The following is a 23,332-nucleotide window of genomic DNA, read 5'->3' on the forward strand; positions in this document are numbered from 1 at the left end:
CCATGAAGCAATACGCCAAGGATGCGGCAATTAACCCGGAAGTCGGAATCGATCAGCTGCAATCAGGACCGAAGCGACACGCATCACAAATACCCACACAAAAGGCGCCCACCCCTTCACGGGACGAACGCCTCTCGCACACAACAGATCAGACGCGATCGGACGGGATCACAGCAACCCATCCCACATCTGCTCCAGCAGCACCGACCACCAGCCCTCCGGCGACGCCAGCGCCGCCGGATCGATGGCCACCAGCTGGGCCTGGAAATCGACCGTCCAACGACCCGCCTGCTCCGGAGTCAACCCGAACCGCAACCGCCACATCCGGCCCAGCAACGCCATCGACCGTACGAACTCGGGCAACCCCGTGTTCACGAACTGCGGCGGCACCGGCTGACCACCCGGACCCGCCTCCACCGGAACAGCGACGATGTTCGCCGTCCCGTACTGCACACAGATCGCCCGGCCGAAGTCCGAACCCATCACCAGGTACGAACCCGCGTCCGACGCCGGCTGCACCTGACGCTGCACCGCCAACTCCGCCAGCGTCGGCACCACCGGATGGCCCGGCTGCGCCCAGAAGAACGGCCCGAAATCAGCGGGCAGACCCGCCCACACCAACGTCCGCGCCACCACCTCCGGCACACCCTGGCGCGACACCGCCCGCTGGTCGAAACGCAGCACACCAGGACCGAACGCCCCGTGCAGCTCCTCCGCCAGCGCCTCCGGAGGCACCGCCATCGCAGGAGGCACCTGCGGCAACGGCGCCCGCACCGGAGCCGGCCGCGCCGGGCCGTCCGCCACCTGATGCAGCTCACCCTGATGCGTCAGCAGGTGCTGCATGCCCTGCTGCCGGCTCGCATGATCCGTCCCGTACGGCGCCACACTCGTGATCCGGACCTGCGGCCAGGTCTCCCGGATCATCCGCGCACAGTAACCACCCGGCAGCTCACACGACTCCAGCTCCGTGTGCAGCTCTATGACCTGCTGCGGCGGCACATTCATCGCACGCAGCTCATGGAGCATCTGCCACTCCGGATGCGGAGTACCCGGCGCCGAACGCCGGATCAGCTGCTGCTCACTGCCGTCGGCCGCACGGAAACGCAGCACGGCCTGATAGCCCGGACCGACCGTGGGCAGACCCGACGGCCGCTGCGGATAGCCGTACGCCCCAGGAGGCGGCGGAGTGTGCGACCCCGGCCCCTGCGTCACAGGAGGACCGGGAGGACCAGGAGGACCAGGCGGCCCCGGAGGGCCGGGCGGCTGCGGCGCACCCGCGCCGACCTGCCCCGGACCCGCCAGCATCGTCGCGGCATGGTGCACCCCACCACCCGGAGGCGGCGTCGCCCCCGGAGGAGGAGGGGGCGGCCCGGGCGGCGGCGTGGAACCAGGAGAGGGCGGCGGCGTCCCGCCCGAAACCCCCGGAGCACCAGGAGGGCCAGGAGGAGCGGGAGGGCCGGGCGGACCCGGAGGACGCGGCGCGTTCGGGCCACCGATGCTCGCGTCGGCGAACATCGTCGCCGCCTGATGCATCCCGCCACCCGGAGGCGGCGTGGCACCAGGGGGAGGCCCAGGAGGAGAAGGCGGCCGCGGCACGCCAGGGGGCGGCGTCGCACCAGGAGCCGGCGCCCCCGGAGGACCCATCTGCGAAACGAGCTGCGTCGGCACGTAGCCACCCGCCGGTGCACCCGGCGCACCCGGCCCCGAAGGCGGCGGAGTCGCCCCCAGCCGCACCCCCGGCATACCCGGCACCCCGGGAGGCGGCGGGGGCGGAGGCGTCGAACCCATCCCCCGCGCACCCCGCGGCGGCACGACGGCCTTGCTCGTCGCCGCGTCCGCGATGTCCCCCGCCCCGGGCGCCGGAGCGGCCGGAGCAGGAGCGGAAGCGGAAGCCGGAGGCCCCGGAGGCGGTGCCTGCGGATCCAGACCGGGAACCACCGCGGTCGGCGGCAACTGACTGCCACCCGACATCAGCGCCGTGGGCGCCTCCGCCGGAACCACCGGCGGCGGAGCCCCGTCATCGTCCGACCCCGAGAGCGGCGGCGCGAACACGGTCGCCGGCAGCGGCACCCCACCCCCGTCACCACTCGCACTCGTGTCCGTACCCGCCCACGGTGTCCCCCCGGCAGGCACCCCGTCGTTCGCCGTCGGCTCGTGATCCCCCTGACCACCCGCAGCCGGCCACCCGGCACCGGAATCACCACGCGCCGAGCCCGGCACCGAAGGAGAAGGAGGGGAAGGAGGAGAGGGAGGAGAGGGAGGAGAAGCGGGAGCAGAAGCCGCCGACGGCACCGAAGGCGCCCCATCCGCCTCCACACGCCCATCCGGAATCCCCAGCTTGTCCGCCGCCTCCTGCAACCACTCCGGCGGAGTCAGCAGGAACGACGTCTGATTCAGATCGATACGCTGCGGCGCCTCCGGAGCAACCCGCACCTCCGCGGACACCCCGTAATCCTCCTCGTACCGCCGTATCACCTCACCCACCGGCAACCCCGGCCACAACGTGGCCTCACCACTGTCCCGGGCGATCACCAACCGCTGACGGCCACCGTCCGAAACCGGACCCTCCGCACGGTCCTCGGCCCACACCACAAAACCCAGCTCGAACTCACGAACCCGGACCTCACGGTGCTGATACGCGGGCACATCACCATTGACCCACTCATCCGCCCGCTCCTGCGCCTGCGCGAACGTCACCACCGCGCTCACCCCTCCACCGGGACGGCCCGCGCGAAGCCACCGTCCACCATCAGGTTCGCCACCGTCTCCAGCTCCGGCGGATTACCCGCCAACCGCTGCAGGAAAGCATCGAAGTCCTCACCGCACGGCAACAGCAGCCGGTCCACCCGCTCCTGCACACCCCAGCCGTCCTGATCCCGCGCATCGTCATACGCGCAGAACCACACCGACCCCAGACCGTCACCACGCACCTTCACCGCGAGAATCCCGCCCTGGACAAAGCCCACACCCAGGAAATCCTTCGTGAAGTGATCACGCAGACACTTGTTGACATACACCAAGTCGTTCATGGCGGCCTCCTCACGCACCGTGAAGAACGGCTGGTCCACCAACAACCCCAGCTCCGCATCCAACGCCGCGCCCACCGGAGCCGACCCACCGGCCGCCTTCAGAAACGACCGGTACGCACCCGGAAGCCGATACCCCAGATCCTCCTCGACACCAAGGATCTGCTGCTCCCCCACCGCCACAGACCCCTTCGGCAACCGGAAATGAGCGGGCCGCGTCTCCTGCAGAGGCCGCGTACCCCGACGGCCCTGATCCACCGAAGCGGTCGCCAGACCACCGTGATGACGCAACAACGCCTTCACCTCGACCGGCACCAGCTCCATCCGCCGGCCACCCGCCACGTGATGCCACGTCCAACCGTGCGGAGTCGCCACGGCGGGAATCGTGTCCCACAACTCATGCCCACTCGCCGCCAACGCCGCGTTCGCCGACACGTAATCCGTCAGCCGCAGCTCATCGACACCGAAACCCGGCGGCGGCTCCGCGATCTCCGCGGCCGCACGCGCGTACGGCGAAAGCACCGGAAAGCCGTTCCCGTCCACACGCACACCCCTGGGGTGGCGGGACGCCCGGACAGGATCCGGGAAATGCACGACCTGCCCGGCATAGGCCGCATTCGGTGGCGCGGCTTGCTGCCCGAGCCGACCTGTCGTCATGGCGGTTGCCCCCTGCTGCGTCTGGTGTTCCGCACAGCCTATGCGGTGACGCAACAACGCCCCCCGCCCCCGCACGCCACTCACCCAACGTCACCGCCACGTGACGGACACACGACAACCAAACCACCGAGTCACGACACGCGGACACGTTTCACCCACCCAGCTTCCCCACCACCCTGCATATTTGGCAGGCTGTCCCCCGCAACTCGGGGGATTGCAGGGAGGGACACCAGCACCATGCACACAGCACAAACAGTCACATCCGGAGACCCGCGACTCAGTTGGAGCACCACCGAACCGAACCACCCACCCCAACTCCACCACCGCCGCGACGGCATCCTGCCCGCCGTGGCCGCAGCCCTGTCCGTACGCGGAGAAACACTCACCTGCACCGCCGGCAAAGGCGACCAGCCACCCGTCCTCCACCCCCTGGTACAGGACTTCCTCGACACCCTCACCAGCAACCAGCGCGAACGCTTCACCGGCCGCTGCCCCGAAGCCATACTCCTGTCCCGCCAGCTCACCTCGGCCGACGACAGCCGCTCCAAACGCGCCCAGCGCAAACCCCTCACCAACGGAGAGGCCCGCCGCGCGCTCAAACACGCCCGCCTCACCGCCCGCCGCATCCGCGAAGACGGCGACCCCCTCCACGGCAGCTACGCACCCCCCTGCCGCTCCTGCACGGAGATGCTCGCCCACTTCGGCGTACGCCCCGTCGACCTCACCAACGGTGCGACGACCACCGCCGAGAAGGGCTGAACACACCACTCATGCGCGACCTGCCCGGCCAACAGAGCCGCACCTCCACCACCCGCTTCCCCGTCGCCGTGGACGCCGCACTCCGCGACGCCGGATGGCAGCCAGGGCGCTGGGACATCCGCCAGGCCGAAGAATGGGCAGACGCCCTCCGCTCCCACGCCTCCCCCGCCGGACACCAGCACGCCGTCTTCCCCGCAGCCGTCGAAGCCTGGGCCGAATTCGGCGGACTCCGCATCAGCTCCACCGCACCCGGCCGCCAGATCGCACCCTCCACCGTGTACATCGACCCCCTCAGCGGACTCCACCTCGCACGGACCCTCGGCGACCTCGGACGCGCCCTCGGCACCGAAGTCGCCCCCCTCGGCGCAGAAGGCGACGACCAAGCAGTCCTCGCCATCGACAACGAAGGACGCGTCTACTCCATCGACCACACCGGCGACTGGTACCTCGGCTCCGACATCGACCGCGCCCTCGAGACCCTCATGACCGGCAGACAGCCCGCCCGCCTCACCCCCGGCTGAAACCCCTCACACCACTCCACCGTCCGGCAGGACCGCCGACACCCGGAAACCCCCCGCATCCGTCGGCCCCGACACGAACACACCCCCGAGCCCCGACACCCGCTCCCGCATCCCCACCAGACCGTTACCACCACTCGGCAGCCCCGCATCCGCCGTCACACCGTCCGACGGACCGTTCTCCACCTGCATCGCCACCTCACCCCCCCGATGCGCCAACCGCACCCACGTCCTCGCACCCGCCGCATGCTTGTGCACGTTCGTCAACGCCTCCTGCACCACCCGGTACGCCGTCTGCTCCACCTCCGGCGCATACGCACGCGACTCCCCCTCCACCGACAGCTCCACCGTCATCCCCGCCTCACGGGACTGCGCCACCAGCGCCTCCACCTCACCCAACCGCGGCCCTTCCTCAGCCACCACCACAGCCGCGGCAGCCGCCGCCCGCCCCACCGAGGCCAACGGCACCTGCCCCGCCCGCGGAGCCACGAGCGCGTCCCCGCTCCGCAGCACCCCGAGCATCTCCCGCAGCTCCGTCAACGCCTGCCGGCCCATGTCCCCCACCAGGGCCGCGTTACGCACCGCCTTCGCCGGGTCCTTCGGAGCCACCGCCTGCAACGCCGCCGCGTGCACCACCATCAGACTCACCCGATGCGCCACGACGTCATGCATCTCCCGCGCGATCCGGCCCCGCTCCTCCGTACGCGCCCACTCGGCCCGCTCCTCGGCACGGTCCGCCAGCAGCGACAACTCCCGCTCCAGCGAGTCAGCGCGCTCCCGCAAGCTCTCCATCAGCCTGCGCCTGGCCCCGATGTACAGACCGAAGAGCACCGAGGGCGCCGTCAGCCCCAGCGACACCAGGAGCGACACGATCGGGACGTGCCACAGCGGCCCGAACTCGGCATGGCCAGTCACACTCTGCCGCAGCCGCACGTACGACACGATGAACGCACCGACCAGCGTCATCCCCGTCAGCACCACCGTGATCCGGCGCGGCACCTCGGAAGCCGCCAGGGTGTACAGCCCGACGATCCCCATCAGGAAGCCCATCTCGGCCGGCGTCGTCGCTATCGACACCAGCACCACCGCGATCGGCCACCGCCTGCGCAGCACCAGCACCGCACCCGCGAACAGCCCGAAGAGCACCCCGAGCGGCACCGGCAACCCGGTGTCCCCGGCGAACGCCACCCCCTCCAGCGCACACTCCAGCGCCGAGACCAGCGCCAGCCCCACATCCAGGGCGACGCTCCGCCGCCGCCCCCACCACCAGTAGCCGCGGGTGGTCGGCCCCGCCGCCTCCCGGTCTGCCCCCGTTGCGGTCATGGCATCCAGCGTACGGGCGGACGCATCCCGTTTTCCGGCGACTCCGTCAGCACGGAAAGTGACCGGTCGTACCGCAAAGGAGGGTAGATCGCACGATCCGGTGAACCGAGCACGCTTTCGACCCGGACGTCCGCATTCCGGACGACGCTGCTCGTATGACACATGCCAGCGGCAAGTACGCGGACTTCGAGGGACTACGGGAGCAGGCGATCGCGCTGCGGCGGGAGGGGCTGAGCGTGCGGCAGATCCGGGACCGGCTGAAGGTCTTCAACAACGACATCCTCCACCGCCTCCTGGAAGGCGAGCCCGCCCCGGAGTGGACCAAGCGCCCCAACGCCAAGGACGACCTACGCGCGAAGGCCAGGGAGCTGCGGCTCAAGGGGATGACCTACGACCAGATCCAGGTGGAGCTGGGGTGCTCCAAGAGCTCGATCTCACTGTGGGTGCGGGACCTGCCGAAGCCGAAACCTCGCTACACAGAAGAGGAGCGCCTCGTACTGATGAACGCCGGTCTGGCCAGTCTGCGCGCCGGACAGGATCAAGAACGGATGGAAACCAAGCGGATCGCACGCGAGTCCATGGGTGAGCTCTCCGACCGGGAGCTGTTCATCGCAGGGGTCACGCTCTACTGGGCGGAGGGCATGAAAGACAAGCCCTACAGCCGCCGAGAGAGCCTGCTGTTCATCAACAGCGATCCAAACGTGATCAAGGTGTACCTGAACTGGCTCGCCCTGCTCGGCGTCAAGCGCGAACGCTTGCACCTCCGCGTCAGCATTCATGAGTCGGCAGACGTGACGGAGGCCGAGGGTTTCTGGTCGGACCTGACGGGAGTGCCCCGCGCCGACTTCATGAGGGCGACACTCAAGAAGCACAACCCGAAGACCACGCGCAAGAACACCGGTGAGGCGTATCGCGGCTGTCTCGTCATCTATGTAACCAAGAGCGCTGAGCTCTACCGTCGCGTGGAAGGGGCTTGGTACGGCATAGTGTTGGGTGCGAATCGAGCGGACTAAAGAAAAGTCCGTTTCGTTCCCCCATGGTGTAATTGGCAGCACAGTAGCTTTTGGTGCTATTTGTCCGGGTTCAAGTCCTGGTGGGGGAGCCACAACCAGGGCCCCGACCTCGCGGTCGGGGCCCGCGCTCGTTTCGGGCAGAAAAGCCCCCGGTATCCTGCGGGTGTCCACCACCCGAAGCCGAAGGGCACATCCGTGAGCGCCAACCCCCCGGCAGCCGTCGTCGTCCTCGCAGCGGGTGAGGGCACCCGCATGAAGTCGAAGACCCCCAAGGTCCTGCACGAGATCTCCGGGCGCTCGCTCGTCGGACATGTCGTCGCCGCCTCGCGTGAGCTCGAACCCCAGCACCTCGTCGTGGTGGTCGGCCACGCCGGCGAGCAGGTCACCGCGCACCTCTCCGCCGGGGACACCCCCGTACGGACGGCCTACCAGGCCGAGCAGAACGGCACCGGCCACGCGGTCCGGGTGGGCCTGGAGGAGCTCGGCGGCGCCGTCGACGGCACCGTGATCGTCGTCTGCGGGGACACCCCGCTGCTCTCCGGCGAGACGCTCTCCGCGCTCGCCGCCACCCACGCCGCCGACTCGAACGCGGTCACCGTGCTGACCGCCGAGGTCCCGGACTCGACCGGCTACGGCCGGATCGTCCGCGACGCGGCCACCGGCGCGGTCACCGAGATCGTCGAGCACAAGGACGCCACCGCCGCCCAGCGCGCGATCCGGGAGATCAACTCCGGGGTCTTCGCGTTCGACGGCAGGCTCCTGAGTGACGCGCTGGGCCAGGTGCGTACGGACAACAGCCAGGGCGAGGAGTACCTCACCGACGTGCTGTCGATCCTGCGCGAGGCGGGTCACCGGGTCGGTGCCTCGATCGCCGGCGACCACCGGGAGATCCTGGGCATCAACAACCGGCTCCAGCTGGCCGAGGCCAGGCGCCTGCTCAACGAGCGGCTCCTGGAGCGCGCGATGCTGGCGGGTGTGACGGTCATGGACCCGGCGTCGACGCTGATCGACGCGACGGTGACGTACGAGCGTGACGCGATCGTGCACCCGGGGACCCAGCTGCTGGGCTCGACGCATCTCGCGGAGGACGCCGAGGTGGGTCCGAACTCACGGCTGAAGGACACGGTCGTACACGCGGGCGCGCGGGTGGACAACACGGTCTCGGACAGCGCCGAGGTGGGCCCCGGGGCCTCCGTGGGGCCCTTCGCGTATCTGCGGCCGGGGACGAGGCTGGGCGCGAAGTCCAAGGCGGGGACGTACGTCGAGATGAAGAACGCGACGATCGGCGAGGGCACGAAGGTGCCGCACCTGAGTTACGTCGGGGACGCGACGATCGGTGAGCACACCAACATCGGCGCGGCGAGCGTGTTCGTGAACTACGACGGGGTGGCGAAGCACCACACGACGATCGGGTCCCACTGCCGGACCGGGTCGGACAATATGTTTGTGGCGCCTGTCACGGTCGGGGACGGTGTGTACACGGCTGCCGGTTCAGTGATCACCAAGGACGTACCGGCTGGTTCGCTGGCCGTGGCCCGGGGCCAGCAGCGGAATATCGAGGGCTGGGTGGCACGGAAGCGTCCTGGCAGCGCGGCCGCGCAGGCGGCTCAGGCCGCCGTCCAGGAGACCGACGGCGAAAGCTGACCGGAAACAGGCACGCCGGACTCGGCGTACCGTGATAGATGCTCACCCATTTCGGCTGGCTCGTCGCACATCGGGACACATGCGCGCGGTGCCAGATACACGTCTGAGGAGACTGTGCTGTGACCGGGATCAAGACGACCGGCGAGAAGAAGCTGATGCTCTTCTCCGGCCGCGCCCACCCCGAGCTGGCCGAGGAGGTCGCACATCAACTGGGTGTCGGTCTCGTGCCGACGAAGGCTTTCGATTTCGCCAACGGTGAGATCTACGTGCGTTTCCAGGAGTCCGCTCGTGGCGCCGACTGCTTCCTGATCCAGAGCCACACGGCTCCGATCAACAAGTGGATCATGGAGCAGCTCATCATGCTGGACGCGCTGAAGCGTGCGTCCGCCCGTTCGATCACGGTGATCGTGCCGTTCTACGGTTATGCCCGTCAGGACAAGAAGCACCGTGGTCGTGAGCCGATCTCCGCGCGTCTGATCGCCGATCTGATGAAGACGGCGGGTGCGGACCGTATCCTCACCGTCGATCTGCACACGGACCAGATCCAGGGCTTCTTCGACGGCCCGGTGGACCACCTGTTCGCGCTGCCGATACTGGCCGACTACGTGGGTGCGAAGGTGGACCGTTCGAAGCTGACGATCGTGTCGCCGGACGCCGGCCGGGTGCGTGTCGCGGACCGTTGGTGCGACCGTCTGGACGCTCCGCTGGCGATCGTGCACAAGCGCCGCGACAAGGACGTCCCCAACCAGGTCAGCGTGCACGAGGTCGTGGGTAACGTCGAGGGTCGGGTGTGTGTCCTGGTCGACGACATGATCGACACGGGTGGCACCATCTGTGCCGCCGCGGACGCCTTGTTCGCGCATGGTGCCGAGGACGTCATCGTGACGGCGACGCACGGTGTGCTGTCGGGCCCTGCCGCGGACCGTCTGAAGAACTCGAAGGTCAGCGAATTCGTGTTCACGGACACGCTGCCGACGCCGGGTGAGCTGGAGATCGACAAGATCACGGTCCTCTCGATCGCTCCGACCATCGCGCGTGCGGTGCGTGAGGTGTTCGAGGACGGTTCGGTGACGAGCCTCTTCGAGGAGCAGGGCGACTGACCGCCTGCCGGACCACCTGCGGGTGATCCACTTTGGGTGCGGCCTCCCCGCCGGGTAGACTGGACAAGTTGCTCGGCGAGGGAGGCCGTTCTCGTGCGTAGGCACGGGGCTGGTGGTCCGTTATCGACGCGCTCTTCGTAGCAGGCCTGTCGTGGGCCGGGTGACCATCGGTTTTTCGTCACCTCACGAGGAGTGCAGCATGGCTGAGATCAAGCTCGACGCAACGGTCCGTACGGAGTTCGGCAAGGGCGCTGCCCGTCGTACCCGTCGCGCCAACCTGGTTCCCGGGGTCGTCTACGGCCACGGTGCTGAGCCGGTTCACATCAACCTGCCGGGCCACGAGCTGCTTCTCGCGCTGCGTACCGCCAACGTCCTGATCGGTCTGGAGATCGACGGCAAGGACGCCCTGGTCATTCCGAAGGCCGTGCAGCGCAACGCGATCAAGGGCAACATCGAGCACGTCGACCTCCTCACCGTGAAGCGTGGCGAGAAGGTCGAGGTCGAGATCGCGGTGCACGTCGAGGGCGAGCTGGCCCCGGGCGGCAACCTGCTCGAGTACGTGCAGAACACCCTGCTCGTCGAGGCCGAGGCCACGCACATCCCGGAGTCCGTCACGGTCTCCATCGCGGGTCTGGACGCCGGTGACTCGATCCTGGCGAAGGACGTCCCGCTGCCGTCGGGCTCCGTGCTCGCCGGTGACGAGGACGCCGTGGTGCTCCAGGTCGTCGCGGCGCAGTCCGAGGAGGCGCCCGCCGAGGACGCTTCCGCCGAGGCCTGATCCTCGCCCCACCTGCTTGACTGACGGGGTGGCGGTTCCCTTTCGTGGGTTCCGCCGCCCCGTTTCGCTGTTCGTCACGCTGTTGATCACTGGTTCGTACGCGAGGAGACCGAGCGCAGATGTCCGACGTCACCGACCCCTGGCTGATCGTGGGCCTCGGTAATCCCGGCCCCGACTACGCGGCGAACCGGCACAACGTCGGGTTCATGGTGGCCGATCTTCTGGCGGAGCGGATCGGCGGGAGGTTCAAGCGGGCGCAGAAGGCGCAGGCGCAGGTGGTGGAGGGGCGGGTCGGTTCGCCTGGTCCGGGGAGCCGGCGGGTGGTGCTGGTGAAGCCGTTGTCGTACATGAATCTTTCGGGTGGACCGGTCACGGCGTTGCGTGATTTCTACAAGGTGCCCTTGGATCATGTCGTGGCGGTGCATGACGAGTTGGACATCGATTTCGGGATGTTGCGGTTGAAGCTGGGTGGCGGTGACAACGGGCACAACGGGTTGAAGTCGATGACGAAGGCGATGGGTCCGGATTATCACCGGGTGCGGTTCGGGATCGGTCGGCCGCCGGGGCGGATGCAGGTCGCGGACTTCGTGTTGAGGGATTTTTCGGGTACGGAGCGCAAGGAGCTGGCCTATCTGGTCGACCGGGCGGCGGATGCGGTGGAGTCGTTGCTGGAGGACGGGTTGGAGCGGGCTCAGTCCTCGTACAACTCCTGACATTCCTGTTGCTTCTCGGGCCGTTTTCGGCCGCGGGTTGACCGAGGGCATGGCTCTGCCCAAGGATCGGCCCTCATGAAACGGAGTTCGTCCCACCGGCTGCTGGCTCATGGCCGTGGCTTCGCTGCGGGTTGTGTCGTGCTGTTGCTGCTGGTCGCGGGCGTGTGGTCGTCGTGGGACGACGCGCATCACGTCGTTCTGGCCAAGGGTCGTGAGCACGGCACGATGGCGGTGACGGCGTGCGGCGAGGACGTGTGCACGGGGTCGTTCACGGCGGACGCGGAGTCGAGTGACCGGGCGGCCGTGAGGATCGAGCGGTCCGTGGCGGTGAAGAAGGGGGCCCGTTTCCCTGTCGTGGTGAAGCCCGGTACCGGTGACGTCGTGCGGACCGGGACGCCGGGCTTTCTGCACGCCTGGGTGCCGTTGGGTGGTGCGTTGGTGCTGGCCGCGTTGGTGATCGGCGGCGGTATGCGGCTGACGCGGACGGCGTGGGGTGCGGGGATCGCGGGTGCGGTCCTGTTGACGGCGACGTTCGTCGCCCTCTGAGGGGACCGCACCCGGTCGCTCCGGCTGGGGTCAGCCGGTGTTGCGGAGGCCCGCCGCGACGCCGTTGACGGTCAGCAGCAGGGCGCGGGCGAGGAGCGGGTCGGCTTCCTCTCCGCGTTCGGCTGCCTGGCGCTGGCGGGCGAGCAGGGACACCTGGAGGTAGGAGATCGGGTCCAGGTAGGCGTCACGGATGGCGAAGGTCTGCTGGAGCACCGGGTTGGTGCCGAGGAGTTCCTTGCCGCCGGTGACCTTGAGGACTTCCCGCACGGTGAGTGCGTGCTCTGCCTTGATGACGTCGAAGACGTGCTTGAGCTCGTCGGGGACGAGGGTGTCGACGTAGTGCTGGGCGATGCGCAGGTCGGTCTTGGCGAGGGTCATCTCGACGTTGGAGAGGAAGTTCTGGAAGAAGTGCCACTGTTCGTGCATCTCGTCCAGGACGGTGTCCAGGCCGGCTTCCCTGAGCGCCTTGAGGCCGGAGCCGACGCCGAACCAGCCGGGGACGATCTGGCGTGACTGGGTCCAGCCGAAGACCCAGGGGATGGCCCGCAGGCCGTCGAGCGAGACGCCTGAGCCGGGGCGGCGGGAGGGCCGCGAGCCGAGGTGCAGGTCGGCGAGCTGGTCCACCGGGGTGGAGGCGAGGAAGTACGCGGGCAGGTCCGGGTCCTCGACGAGCTTGCGGTAGGCGGCGTGGGCGGCGTCGGAGACGGTGTCCATGGCCGCGTCCCAGCGGGCGAGGGCCTCGTCGGACTGGCGGGGCGCGGTGTGCAGGGCGGAGGCCTGGAGGGTGGCCGCGACGGTCAGTTCCAGGTTCTCGCGGGCGAGGGCGGGGATGAGGTACTTGTCGGAGATGACCTCGCCCTGTTCGGTCACCTTGATCTCGCCCTCCAGCGTGCCCCACGGCTGCGCGAGGATCGCGTCGTGGGAGGGGCCGCCGCCGCGGCCGACGGTGCCGCCGCGGCCGTGGAAGAGGCGCAGGCGGACGCCGTAGCGGTGGGCGACGTCGCGGAGGCGGCGCTGGGCGCGGTGGATCTCCCACTGGGAGGTGGTGATGCCGCCGAACTTGGAGGAGTCGGAGTATCCGAGCATGACCTCCTGGACGTCGCCGCGGAGGGAGACGAGGCGGCGGTAGGAGGGGTCGGCGAGCATTTCGTCGAGGATGACGTCGGCGGCCTTGAGCTCGTCGGTGGTCTCCAGGAGCGGGACGATGCCGATCTTGGCCCAGCCGCCGTGGAGGTCGAGGAGGCCGGCTTCGCGGGCGAGGACGGCTGCGGCGAAGACGTCGTCGGCGCCCTGGCACATCGAGATGATGTAGGACTCGATGACTTCGGGGCCGAAGCGCTCGAAGGCCTGGCTGATGGTGTGGAAGACGCCGAGGGTCTTCTCGCCCGCGGCGTCCAGCGGGGCGGGGGTCGGGGCGAGGGGGCGGCGGGAGCGGAGCTCCTTGGCGAGGAGCTTCTGCCGGTAGTCGCGCGGCATGTCGGCGTAGCGCCAGGACTCCTCGCCGAGGCGGTCGAAGAGCTGGCCGAGCGCGTGGTGGTGGGCGTCGGCGTGCTCGCGTACGTCCATCGTGGCGAGCTGCAGGCCGAACGCGGAGAGCGTACGGATCGTGCGGTCCATCCGGCCGTCGGCGACGATGGCGCCCTTGTGCGCGCGTAGCGAGGTCTGGATGAGGGCCAGGTCGGCGGTGAGCTCTGCGGTGCCGAGGTAGTCGCAGCCGGGGCGGTGCGGGGTGCCGGAGGCGAGGCGGTCACGGGTGTTGACGAGCTTCTGCCGGATGCAGGTGGCCTTGAGCCGGTAGGGCTCTTCCGCGTTGAGCCGCTTGTAGCGGGGGCTGATCTCGGGCAGGCGTTCCAGGTCGGTCTGGAGGGAGGTGAGGAGCTCGTCGGTGGCTCCGGTGTAGCGGATGGAGTTGGAGAGCAGTCCGCGCAGCTCGTCGACGAGTTCGAGGGCGTCGGTGATGCCGTGCTCGTGCTGGAGGATGAGCACGTCCCAGGTGACGGCGGGTGTCACGTTGGGGTTGCCGTCGCGGTCGCCGCCGATCCAGGTGCCGAAGGTGAGGGGGCGGGTGCCGGCGGGCAGTTCGACGCCGACGCGCTCCAGCTCGGCTGCCAGGTCTTCCAGGACGTCGCCCACGGCGTTGGCGTGGAGCTCGTCGAGGTAGTAGATGGCGTTGCGGGCTTCGTCGGCGGGCTCGGGGCGGACGACGCGGAGTTCGTCGGTCTGCCAGATGAGGTCGATGTTCTCGGCGAGCCGGATGTCCTGGCGGCGCCGGTCGGCCTCGATGACGGGGGTTTCGAGGAGCGCGGCGATGCGGCGCAGCTTGTTGAGTACGGAGCGTCGTGCGGCTTCGGTGGGGTGTGCGGTGAAGACGGGCCGGACGTTGAGGTTCTTGACCGTCTGGCGCAGGTGTTCGGGGTCGGCGTCCTTGAGGCGGTCGGCGGTGCGGGCGAGGAGCCCGCCCTCGGCGGCCCGGCGGTCGCGCATCTCGTGGGCGCGGTGGACCTGCTCGGTGACGTTGGCGAGGTGGAAGTAGGTGGAGAAGGCGCGCACGAGTTGTGCGGCGGTCTCCAGGTCCGTGTCGCCGAGGAGCTCGGCTGCTGCCTCGCCGTCGGTGCGGGTCAGGGCGCGGACGCGCTCGACGAGGTCGAGGAGGTCCTGGCCTTCCTGGCGTACGAGGGTCTCGCCCAGCAGGTCGCCGAGGCGGCGGATGTCGGCCCGCAGTTCGGTGGTGGCGGCAGAGGTCTGGTCGGCACTGCTCACAGTGTGCGGCTCCTTGCAGTGGTTGAGCACGTCTGTCAGGGGGGCCGGGGCGCTCGCGGTGCTGACGGGTCACCCCGGATGTGCAGAGTGCGGACCGCGCTGTCCGACGCTCCCCAGGATAGGTGTCCGGGGGTTCGGCGTCCTCGTTGCCCTGCGGGATGGTTCCGATCCGGGGTAGGCGGGAGGTGTGGGCCTGGTGGCGGAGGGGTTGTGGCGGCGGCGCGCTCGTGTCGTGGCGCTCTTCGCTGTCATACTTACGTTGCCGTAGGTTACGGAAGCGTAGCCCGCTCATACCATCATATTTCCTCACCTCACAGGGGACTCCCCAATGCCCACCAGCCCCGATGTGATCGACGACGGCCTGCCGACGGCGGCAGGCGACTCCGCAACCACCTCCGCCACGCTCGGCGGCGACAAGAAACGTTCGATCGAACAGATCGCCCTGCTGCTGTTCATCGTGGTGCCGTTCGCGGCCCTGGTCGCGGCGGTGCCGCTGGCCTGGGGCCGTGGCGTCAGCTGGCTCGACCTGGGCCTGCTGGTCGCCATGTACTACTGGGGCTGCCACGGCGTGACGATCGGTTTCCACCGCTACTTCACGCACGGCTCGTTCAAGGCGAAGCGTCCGCTCCGTATCGCCCTGGCCGTCGCCGGCTCCATGGCCGTGGAGGGCCCGCTGGTGCGCTGGGTGGCCGACCACCGCAAGCACCACCGGTTCTCCGACGCCGAGGGTGATCCGCATTCGCCGTGGCGGTTCGGTGAGAACTTCCCGGCGCTGCTGAAGGGCCTGTGGTGGGCCCACATCGGCTGGATGTTCAACGAGGAGCAGACGCCGCAGCAGAAGTACGCCCCGGACCTGGTCAGGGACCCGGCGATCCGTGCGATCTCGCGTCACTTCCTCAGCTTCACGATCCTCTCGCTGGCGATTCCGCCGCTGGTCGGCGGGCTGGTCACCATGTCGTGGTGGGGTGCGTTCACCGCCTTCTTCTGGGGTTCGCTGGTCCGTGTCGCGCTGCTGCACCACGTGACCTGGTCGATCAACTCGATCTGTCACGCGGTCGGCAAGCGCCCCTTCAAGTCCCGCGACAGGTCCGGGAACGTCTGGTGGCTGGCGGTGCTCTCGTGCGGCGAGTCCTGGCACAACCTGCACCACGCGGACCCGACGAGTGCCCGGCACGGAGTGATGAGGGGACAGATCGATTCCAGCGCCCGGCTGATCCGCTGGTTCGAGCAGCTGGGCTGGGCGCACGACGTGCGGTGGCCCGATGCCTCGCGTATCGCCTCCCGGCGCAAGCCCCCGGTCGTCGACCCGGCATGATTGACGACGTGGCGACCGACGGAAGCACCAGCGGCGAGAAGAGCGTGCCTGCCCCCACCCGACGGGTCCGGCGGGTCCGGATGACGGGCAAGGAGCGCCGCGAGCAACTCCTGGACATCGGCCGCGCCCTGTTCGCCGACAAGGGCTTCGAGGGCACCTCGGTGGAGGAGATCGCGGCGCGCGCCGGGGTCTCCAAGCCGGTGGTGTACGAGCACTTCGGCGGCAAGGAGGGCCTGTACGCCGTCGTGGTCGACCGCGAGATGCGCCAACTGCTGGACCTGGTGACCGGGGCGCTCACGGCGGGTCATCCGCGTGAGCTGCTGGAGCAGGCGGCGTTCGCGCTGCTCGACTACATCGAGACGTACACGGACGGTTTCCGGATCCTGGTCCGTGACTCCCCGGTCGCACAGTCCACGGGTACGTTCGCTTCGCTGATCAGCGACATCGCGACGCAGGTCGAGGACATCCTGGGCCTGGAGTTCAAGGCCCGGGGTTTCGACGCGAAGCTGGCCCCGCTGTACGCGCAGGCGCTGGTCGGGATGGTGGCGCTGACCGGGCAGTGGTGGCTGGACGTACGGAAGCCGAAGAAGGCCGAGGTCGCGGCCCACCTGGTGAATCTGGCGTGGCACGGACTGGAGAACCTGGAGTCGAAGCCGCGACTGATAGGCCACCGGAAGAGCTGATCCACGAGCAGGCTCCCGGCGCGTCACCCGTTGTGATGACGCCTGTGAACACCCGGCCGTCGTGTGGTCGGCAGGGCACAGAATCCCGTCCATGGGAGGAACCATGACCGCCGAGCCGATCACCGGGCACAGCAGCCGCTGGCCGGTGCCCCCGCAGGACGGATACACCGTGGACGACCTGTTCACGCTGCCCGATCTCCCGCCGCACACGGAATTGCTCGACGGGAGCCTGGTTTTCGTGAGTCCGCAGCGCACTTTTCACAGCCTCATGCCCTGACGGGCATCCATCACGACCGGCTCAAGACCGGGGTGCCGTTCCCCGTGGACCTGGACATCTCACCGGACGCCCTCGACCGGCTCTGACGGCTCACCCGGCCGTGCGGGTCACCGCGAAGATCCGGCGGAACGGGAAGACCGTGCCGTGCGGGCCGGCCGGGTAGGCGGTGCGGAGCAGGTCGCGGTATTGCGCGAGGAAGGCCTCCTGGGCCTCCGGGTCGTCGGCGAGGGCGTCGAGGAGCGGGCGCAGGCCGGTGCCCTTGACCCAGTCGAGGACGGGGTCCTCACCCTGGAGCAGGTGCAGGTAGGTGGTCTCCCAGACGTCGACGGTCCGTCCGGGTGCGGTGAGGTGTTCCAGGTAGTCGGCGGGAGTGTGTACGGCGTCGCCGTGGCGCAGGAGGCCGCCGAGGCGGTCGTGCCAGTGGGGGGACTCGGCGAGTTCGCGCATGAGGGTGTGGCTGGGGGCGTCGAAGTTGCCGGGGACCTGGAAGGCGAGGGTGCCGCCGGGGGCGAGGGCGTCCAGCCAGTGGGGGAAGCGGGCGGTATGGCCCGGGACCCACTGGAGCAGGGCGTTGGAGACGATGAGGTCGTACGTCTCGGTGGGCGCCCAGGTGGCGGCGTCGGCTTCGGTGAAGTCGAGGAGGGGGCCGGCGTGGGTACGGGCGCGTTCGAGCATCTGGGGGGAACTGTCGTAGCCGGTGATGCGGGCGCCGGGCCAGCGTGCTGCGAGGAGGGCGGTGACGTTGCCCGCGCCGCAGCCGAGGTCGGCGATCCGGGGTGCGGGTTCGTGCGGCAGGGGCCCGGTCCGGGCGAGGAGGTCGAGGAAGGGGCGGGTGCGGTGGTCCGCGTGCCGGAGGTATTGCCGGGGGTCCCAGGTGGGTGCTGTCATACGGCCAGGATCACCAGGTGTTTTTCTTGATGTCAAGACACTTGAATTCAAGAGACTTCATGTCGAGGGACCCTTTACACTGATCGACATGGAGGACGAGGTCGACCGACTGGTCGCTGCATGGCGCCGCGAGCGCCCCGACCTCGACGTGGAACCACTCGAGGTCCTGAGCCGCGTCTCCCGGCTGGCCCGGCATCTGGACCGGGCCCGCAGAATCGCCTTCGCGGAGCACGAGCTGGAGCCCTGGGAATTCGACGTCCTGACGTCCCTTCGCCGTGCCGGCGCCCCGTACCAGCTCTCCCCCGGCCAGCTCCTCACCCAGACGCTCGTCACCTCGGGCACGATGACGAACCGCATCGACCGGCTGACCAAGAAGCACCTGGTGGAGCGGCTGCCCGACCCGAGCGACCGCCGCGGCGTCCTGGTGAGGCTGACCGCCCTGGGCCGCGACAAGGCCGACCAGTCGCTGGCCGGGCTGCTCGACCAGGAGCGGGCCATCCTGGGCGAGCTCTCCCGTCAGCAGCAGTCGGAACTGGCGGGGCTGCTACGCCAGTTGACCGCCCCGTTCGACAACATCCCCGGTTAGCGCGGCTGGACCGACACCGGCCCGCCGGGCCAGCGCCACGGCTGCCAGGGTCGAGTGCACACCCAGCTTCCCCAGCACGTTCTGCATATGGGTGCGCACCGTGTGCGGGGAGAGGAAGAGTCGCTCCGCGACCGCCTTGCGGCCCAGGCCCGCCACCATGCAGCGCAGTACCTCGCGCTCGCGCGGCGTCAGGGACTCGACGAGCTGCTCGCTCTCGGTGCGGTGTTTACGGGCCGCGGTCAGCTCCCGCAGGACCCCGGTCAGCAGCGCGGCCGGCAGATGCGTCTCGTCACGCAGCACGCCTCGTATGACCGTCAACAGACGTTGCAGCGAGCAGTCCTTGGCGACCCAGCCCGACGCTCCGGCCTGCAGCGCCGTCGCCGCCCGGCGCGGGTCGTCCATCTCGGCGAGCACCACCGTGCGCAGGCGCGGATGCCCCGCACGCACCCCGGCCACCAACGAGATGCCGTCCACCGGAGCAGAGCCGGCCGAGCCCTCCGGTGCGCCGAGCGGCGCGGGAACGGTCCGGGCGCCGTCCGGAGCGAGGATGCCCAGTTCGGCGTCGACCAGCATCACGTCGTAGCGGCGTCCCTCGGCGGTCGCGCGCTCCAGACACCGCAGCGCGGCTGGGCCACTGCCCGCCGCGGACACGTCGACATCCGGTTCGGCGGCGAGGGCCGCCGCGAGGGACTCGGCAAAGATGCGGTGGTCGTCGACCACCAGAACCCGGATACGAGCCACAGACACCCCCATGCTGTGTGAGCTCCTGGGACGCGCCGTTCATGGCCGACCCCGACGGGGGCGGACCGCGGCGGACACGACGCCCGGAGCACTCCGGTGGACCGACGGCGCACGGCCGCCGCCGTGTGCCGGCCACCACCCGCCCTGGGCGTCGTATCCGACTGTCTCGTCCCCTGAAACGGCACCGGCCCCCACCGGTGCTGAGCATCAGCGTACGGCGGGCGGTGGTCGGCGGAAGGCGATTCGCGGAACTGACCACCCAAGGTGTTTAGGGTGTTGTTCATGTTCCGTCTTGAGACCGAAGTGGACAAGGAACGTCGTATTCTGCTGGGCCGTCGGCTGCACGACGACAACTGGGACGGCTCACCGGAGCTGCGCGCCCTGCACTCCACCTCCGCCGAGCACGAAGTCCCGCTGGAGGTATGGCTCCTGGACGACAGCGGGGAGCTGGCCGGCGGGCTGAGCGGACGGACCTGGGCCTACTGGCTCCATGTGGACCTGCTCTGGGTGGACACGCCCCACCGGGGCATCGGCCTCGGCGCGCGGCTCCTCGCCGAGGCGGAACGCCTCGCCCACGACGACCGGGCCTGTACCCGCTCCCGGCTCGAGACCTGGGGCTTCCAGGCCCCGGACTTCTACCGGAAGCAGGGGTACGAGGTGGTCGGCGAGGTGGCGGACTATCCGCCCGGCGCCGCGGAGTTCATCCTGGTCAAGCAGCTGGAGCGACCCGCCGGGCCCCCGCCGAAGGCACCGCGGGGAAGATTCCTGGGGCTGCGTGGCCGGCGGAGATGAAGGCTTCCGCGACGGCCTTGGCGACGGTGTCCGCCATCGCTTCCTCCACCAGCACGATCGCCGAGCCGCCGAAGCCGCCCCCGGTCATCCTCGCCCCGAGCGCCCCGGCGGCGTTCGCCGTGGAGACCACGAGGTCCAGCTCCGGGCACGAGACCCGCAGGTCGTCGCGGAGCGAGAGGTGCCCCTCGTTGAGGACCGGGCCCGCCGCGCGCACCTCGCCCGCGTCGAGCAGCGAGATGACCTGCTCCACCCGGTGGTTGTCGCTCACCACATGGCGGACGTAGCGCACGACCGACTCGTCCTCGCCCGCCGCCGCGAGGGTCTCCAGTGCGGCGTCCAGGTCTTCGTAGGGAAGGTCTCGGAGGGTGGGGATACCGAGTGCCCGGGCGCCGGCCTCGCAGCCGGCCCGGCGCTCCGCGTACGCGCCGTCGCCCAGGGCGTGCTTGACCCGGGTGTCGACGACGAGCAGCCGCAGTCCGTGCGCCGGCAGGTCGAAGGGGACCTGCCGCTGGGTGAGGTCGCGCGTGTCGAGGTACAGCGCGTGACCCTCGGTGCAGCACGCGGAGGCCATCTGGTCCATGACGCCGCAGGGCACCCCGACGAACGCGTTCTCGGCGCGCTGGCCGAGCACGGCGATCTCCGGGTCGCTGAGGCCCAGTTCGAAGAGGTCGTTCAGGGCGATCGCGGTGACGACCTCGAGGGCGGCCGACGAGGAGAGTCCGGCGCCCACCGGCACGGTGGAGGTGAGCTGGATGTCCGCGCCGGTGACCGGGTGGCCGGCCTCGCGGAGCGCCCAGACGACGCCGGCCGGGTAGGCGGCCCAGCCGTGGCCGGAGTGCGGGGCCAGCTCGTCGACGCGCAGCGAGACGACGCCGCCCGGTACGTCGGTGGAGTGCAGGCGCAGCTGTCCGTCGGTGCGGCGGGCGACGGCCGCGCGGGCGTGGTGCGGGAGGGCCAGCGGCATGACGAAGCCGTCGTTGAAGTCGGTGTACTCACCGATCAGGTTCACTCGTCCGGGTGCTGCCCAGATCCCTTCGGGGGCGGTCCCGTAGAGCTCGGTGAAGCCGGCGGTCAGGTCGGCGTTGTCGGTCATGGTGCGGTGGGCTCCTCTCGGCGGGCGAACGTCCACGCGTCGGCGACGATGGCGGCCAGGTCGGCGCGGGACGGCTGCCAGCCGAGCCGTTCCCTGGCGGTGGCGGCGGAGGCGACGAGGACGGCCGGGTCGCCACCGCGGCGGGGGGCCGCGGTCTCGGGGACCGGGTGGCCGGTGACCCGGCGGACGGTCTCGATGACTTCGCGTACGGAGAAGCCGTTGCCGTTGCCGAGGTTGCAGATGAGGTGGTCGCCCGCGGTGGCCGCTTCCAGGGCCAGCAGGTGGGCCTCGGCCAGGTCGGCGACGTGGATGTAGTCGCGTACGCAGGTGCCGTCGGGGGTCGGGTAGTCGTCGCCGTAGACGGAGATCGACTCGCGTTGGCCGAGGGCGACCTGGAGGACCAGCGGGATGAGGTGCGACTCGGGGCTGTGGCGCTCGCCGCAGCTGCCGTAGGCGCCCGCGACGTTGAAGTAGCGCAGGGAGACGGCGGCCAGGCCGTGGGCGGTCGCCTCGCCGCTGATCATGTGGTCGACGGCCAGCTTGGATGCGCCGTACGGACTGGTGGGCGCGGTGGGGTCGGACTCGGTGATGGGGCTGGAGACCGGTTCGCCGTAGGTCGCCGCGGTGGAGGAGAAGACGAGGGTGCGCACCCCGGCGTCGCGCATGGCGGCGAGGAGGGCGGTGGTGCCGCCGACGTTGTTGACCCAGTACTTCTCGGGGTCGACGACGGACTCGCCGACCTGGGAGTACGCGGCGAAGTGCAGGACTCCGTCGTAGGAGGGGTCCAGCCACTTGGCGGCGTCCTGGATGCGGCCCTCGATGAACTCGGCGCCCGCGGGGACGCCTTCGCGGAAGCCGGTCGACAGGTCGTCGAGGACGGTCACGGTGTGACCGGCCTCCAGCAGGTGTGCGGCGACGACACTGCCGACGTATCCCGCGCCACCCGTCACCAGGTACTTCTTGCCGGAGTTGCTCACTGGCTCGCTACCTCTCGCAGTCGCTGGGCCGCGGCTTCCGGCGGCACGTCGTTGATGAACACGTTCATGCCGGACTCGGAACCCGCGAGGAACTTCAGCTTGCCGGAGGTGCGCCGGATGGTGAAAAGCTCCAGGTGCAGCCCGAAGTCCTCACGTCCGGGGACCCTGAACGGTGCCTGGTGCCAGGCCGAGATGTACGGCGTCGGCGGCTCGCCGGGGCCGAAGATCCGGTCGAATCGCCTCAAGAGTTCCAGATAGACCTGTGGGAACTCCTGTCGGGCGCCCTCGTCGAGCTCCCGCAGGTCGGGGACGCGGCGGCGCGGGTGGAGGTGGACCTCGTAGGGCCAGTGCGCGGCGTACGGCACGAAGGCGACCCAGTGCTCGCCCTCCAGGACGACACGGTCGCCGTCGGCCAGCTCGCGGGCCACGACGTCGTCGAAGAGGTTGCGGCCGGTCTCCGCCCGGTGGTTGCGGGCCGAGTTCATCATCAGCTCGGTGCGCGGGGTGACGAAGGGGTAGCCGTAGATCTGCCCGTGCGGATGGCCGAGGGTGACGCCGATCTCGGCGCCCCGGTTCTCGAAGCAGAACACCTGGGTGACCTGCGGGAGCTCGGCGAGGTCGGCCGTGCGGTCGGTCCAGGCCTCCAGGACCAGGGCGGCCTGCTCCTCGGTGAGGCCGGCGAAGGACACGTCGTGGTCGGAGGTGAAGCAGACGACCTCGCAGCGGCCGGAGTCACCGGCGAGGGAGGGGAAGCGGTTCTCGAAGACGGCGACGTCGTAGCCGTCGTCGGGGATCTCGCTGAGCCGGCCTTCGCGCGAGGGGCAGAGGGGGCATTCGTCGGCCGGCGGGTGGTACGTACGCGCCTGACGGTGCGAGGCGATGGCCACCGAGTCGCCGAGCAGGGGGTCGTGGCGGATCTCCGAGCCCCCCTCGGTGGGGGATACGGCGTCCAGCGGCCGCACGTCGACGGCGTCGCGGACGGTGTCGTCCGCGGAGTCGTAGTAGATCAGCTCACGGCCGTCGGCGAGGGTCGTAACCGTCTTCTTCACCAGGCTCCTCCATGCAACGCCCTCTAAACAGAACCGCACATAACTAATCACAAGCCAACAGGTGCGTCAATGTCGTCGGACCCTGTGACCGCCC

The 23,332-nt window shown here is 69.7% G+C and carries 20 protein-coding genes, 1 tRNA gene and 2 pseudogenes; 14 read left to right on the plus strand and 9 right to left on the minus strand.

The window, feature by feature from the left end; genetic code table 11:
- Positions 1-168: 168 nt before the first annotated feature.
- Together ACFYSH_RS15965 and ACFYSH_RS15970 are read right to left on the minus strand one after the other, a co-directional pair.
- On the minus strand, positions 169-2,709 hold the full coding sequence (locus ACFYSH_RS15965) for an SUKH-4 family immunity protein (protein ID WP_388752973.1): 2,541 nt from the start codon (positions 2,707-2,709) through the stop codon (positions 169-171).
- Positions 2,706-3,683: an SMI1/KNR4 family protein gene (locus ACFYSH_RS15970; RefSeq protein ID WP_359477029.1), complete on the minus strand. Its 978-nt coding sequence runs from the start codon at positions 3,681-3,683 to the stop codon at positions 2,706-2,708. Before ACFYSH_RS15970 ends, ACFYSH_RS15965 begins: the two co-directional genes overlap by 4 nt.
- A 237-nt stretch (positions 3,684-3,920) precedes the next feature.
- On the opposite strand from ACFYSH_RS15970, the gene ACFYSH_RS15975 reads away from it, so the two are divergent.
- Both ACFYSH_RS15975 and ACFYSH_RS15980 read left to right on the plus strand, forming a co-directional pair.
- Complete coding sequence (locus ACFYSH_RS15975) at positions 3,921-4,442, plus strand: YwqJ-related putative deaminase (protein WP_359477026.1); 522 nt, start codon at positions 3,921-3,923, stop codon at positions 4,440-4,442.
- Positions 4,443-4,453: 11 nt separating this feature from the next.
- Positions 4,454-4,963 carry an SUKH-3 domain-containing protein gene (locus ACFYSH_RS15980; protein WP_388752976.1) on the plus strand — a complete coding sequence of 170 codons (510 nt, stop codon included), beginning with the start codon at positions 4,454-4,456 and terminating at the stop codon, positions 4,961-4,963.
- A gap of 6 nt (positions 4,964-4,969) precedes the next feature.
- Here ACFYSH_RS15980 and ACFYSH_RS15985 read toward each other — a convergent pair whose 3' ends face one another.
- Positions 4,970-6,283 carry a histidine kinase gene (locus tag ACFYSH_RS15985; RefSeq protein WP_359477020.1) on the minus strand — a complete coding sequence of 438 codons (1,314 nt, stop codon included), beginning with the start codon at positions 6,281-6,283 and terminating at the stop codon, positions 4,970-4,972.
- Between the two features lie 155 nt (positions 6,284-6,438).
- Between ACFYSH_RS15985 and ACFYSH_RS15990 the strand changes: the two genes are divergently transcribed.
- From ACFYSH_RS15990 to ACFYSH_RS16020, 7 genes are all read left to right on the plus strand, one after another.
- Positions 6,439-7,296 carry a hypothetical protein gene (locus ACFYSH_RS15990; protein ID WP_388752979.1) on the plus strand — a complete coding sequence of 286 codons (858 nt, stop codon included), beginning with the start codon at positions 6,439-6,441 and terminating at the stop codon, positions 7,294-7,296.
- 17 nt (positions 7,297-7,313) lie between these two features.
- Positions 7,314-7,388, plus strand: a tRNA-Gln gene (locus tag ACFYSH_RS15995).
- A 103-nt stretch (positions 7,389-7,491) separates the two neighbouring features.
- On the plus strand, positions 7,492-8,940 hold the full coding sequence (gene glmU, locus ACFYSH_RS16000; protein WP_359477014.1) for a bifunctional UDP-N-acetylglucosamine diphosphorylase/glucosamine-1-phosphate N-acetyltransferase GlmU: 1,449 nt from the start codon (positions 7,492-7,494) through the stop codon (positions 8,938-8,940).
- 119 nt (positions 8,941-9,059) lie between these two features.
- Positions 9,060-10,040 carry a ribose-phosphate diphosphokinase gene (locus ACFYSH_RS16005; RefSeq protein ID WP_359477011.1) on the plus strand — a complete coding sequence of 327 codons (981 nt, stop codon included), beginning with the start codon at positions 9,060-9,062 and terminating at the stop codon, positions 10,038-10,040.
- A gap of 199 nt (positions 10,041-10,239) precedes the next feature.
- Positions 10,240-10,818, plus strand: a complete 579-nt coding sequence (locus ACFYSH_RS16010; RefSeq protein ID WP_359477008.1) for a 50S ribosomal protein L25/general stress protein Ctc — start codon at positions 10,240-10,242, stop codon at positions 10,816-10,818.
- Between the two features lie 119 nt (positions 10,819-10,937).
- On the plus strand, positions 10,938-11,531 hold the full coding sequence (gene pth, locus ACFYSH_RS16015; RefSeq protein ID WP_359477006.1) for an aminoacyl-tRNA hydrolase: 594 nt from the start codon (positions 10,938-10,940) through the stop codon (positions 11,529-11,531).
- A gap of 75 nt (positions 11,532-11,606) precedes the next feature.
- A complete protein-coding gene (locus ACFYSH_RS16020) occupies positions 11,607-12,077 on the plus strand; it encodes a hypothetical protein (protein ID WP_359477003.1) in 471 nt (156 codons plus the stop codon).
- 30 nt (positions 12,078-12,107) lie between these two features.
- Here the strand turns inward: ACFYSH_RS16020 and ppc are convergent, their stop codons facing one another.
- A complete protein-coding gene (gene ppc / locus ACFYSH_RS16025) occupies positions 12,108-14,837 on the minus strand; it encodes a phosphoenolpyruvate carboxylase (RefSeq protein ID WP_359477000.1) in 2,730 nt (909 codons plus the stop codon).
- A 328-nt stretch (positions 14,838-15,165) separates the two neighbouring features.
- Between ppc and ACFYSH_RS16030 the strand changes: the two genes are divergently transcribed.
- The 3 genes and pseudogenes from ACFYSH_RS16030 to ACFYSH_RS16040 all read left to right on the plus strand — a co-directional run.
- The gene (locus tag ACFYSH_RS16030; RefSeq protein ID WP_359476997.1) at positions 15,166-16,152 is read left to right on the plus strand and encodes a fatty acid desaturase; all 987 of its coding nucleotides are present in this window, start codon (positions 15,166-15,168) and stop codon (positions 16,150-16,152) included.
- Positions 16,149-16,835 (plus strand): TetR/AcrR family transcriptional regulator, encoded by a 687-nt coding sequence (locus ACFYSH_RS16035; protein ID WP_359476994.1) that lies wholly within the window; start codon positions 16,149-16,151, stop codon positions 16,833-16,835. Before ACFYSH_RS16030 ends, ACFYSH_RS16035 begins: the two co-directional genes overlap by 4 nt.
- 103 nt (positions 16,836-16,938) lie before the next feature.
- Positions 16,939-17,100: pseudogene (locus ACFYSH_RS16040) on the plus strand (Uma2 family endonuclease); the annotation flags it as partial.
- Between the two features lie 102 nt (positions 17,101-17,202).
- Here ACFYSH_RS16040 and ACFYSH_RS16045 read toward each other — a convergent pair.
- The gene (locus tag ACFYSH_RS16045) at positions 17,203-18,000 is read right to left on the minus strand and encodes a trans-aconitate 2-methyltransferase (RefSeq protein WP_388752985.1); all 798 of its coding nucleotides are present in this window, start codon (positions 17,998-18,000) and stop codon (positions 17,203-17,205) included.
- 88 nt (positions 18,001-18,088) lie between these two features.
- Here ACFYSH_RS16045 and ACFYSH_RS16050 point away from each other — a divergent pair, with 88 nt between their 5' ends.
- Entirely contained in the window at positions 18,089-18,586 is a 498-nt protein-coding gene (locus ACFYSH_RS16050; RefSeq protein WP_359476988.1) for a MarR family transcriptional regulator, read from the plus strand.
- Here ACFYSH_RS16050 and ACFYSH_RS16055 read toward each other — a convergent pair.
- Positions 18,545-19,339, minus strand: coding sequence for a response regulator transcription factor (locus ACFYSH_RS16055; protein WP_359476985.1), 795 nt, complete (start codon positions 19,337-19,339; stop codon positions 18,545-18,547). The two genes, ACFYSH_RS16050 and ACFYSH_RS16055, sit on opposite strands and share 42 nt — an antisense overlap.
- A 270-nt stretch (positions 19,340-19,609) precedes the next feature.
- Between ACFYSH_RS16055 and ACFYSH_RS16060 the strand changes: the two are divergent.
- Positions 19,610-20,047, plus strand: a pseudogene (locus ACFYSH_RS16060) (GNAT family N-acetyltransferase); the annotation flags it as partial.
- Here the strand turns inward: ACFYSH_RS16060 and galK are convergent.
- From galK to galT, 3 genes are read right to left on the minus strand one after another with little or no spacing between them, the layout of a single operon-like run.
- Entirely contained in the window at positions 20,037-21,212 is a 1,176-nt protein-coding gene (galK, locus tag ACFYSH_RS16065; RefSeq protein ID WP_359476982.1) for a galactokinase, read from the minus strand. The pseudogene ACFYSH_RS16060 and the gene galK overlap by 11 nt on opposite strands.
- The gene (gene galE / locus ACFYSH_RS16070; protein WP_359476979.1) at positions 21,209-22,189 is read right to left on the minus strand and encodes a UDP-glucose 4-epimerase GalE; all 981 of its coding nucleotides are present in this window, start codon (positions 22,187-22,189) and stop codon (positions 21,209-21,211) included. Before galE ends, galK begins: the two co-directional genes overlap by 4 nt.
- A complete protein-coding gene (galT, locus tag ACFYSH_RS16075) occupies positions 22,186-23,238 on the minus strand; it encodes a galactose-1-phosphate uridylyltransferase (protein ID WP_359476976.1) in 1,053 nt (350 codons plus the stop codon). The genes galE and galT overlap by 4 nt, the downstream gene beginning before the upstream one ends.
- Between the last annotated feature and the right edge of the window lie 94 nt (positions 23,239-23,332).

Source organism: Streptomyces sp. NPDC005791, assembly GCF_042871485.1.
Classification (GTDB): Bacteria; Actinomycetota; Actinomycetes; order Streptomycetales; family Streptomycetaceae; genus Streptomyces.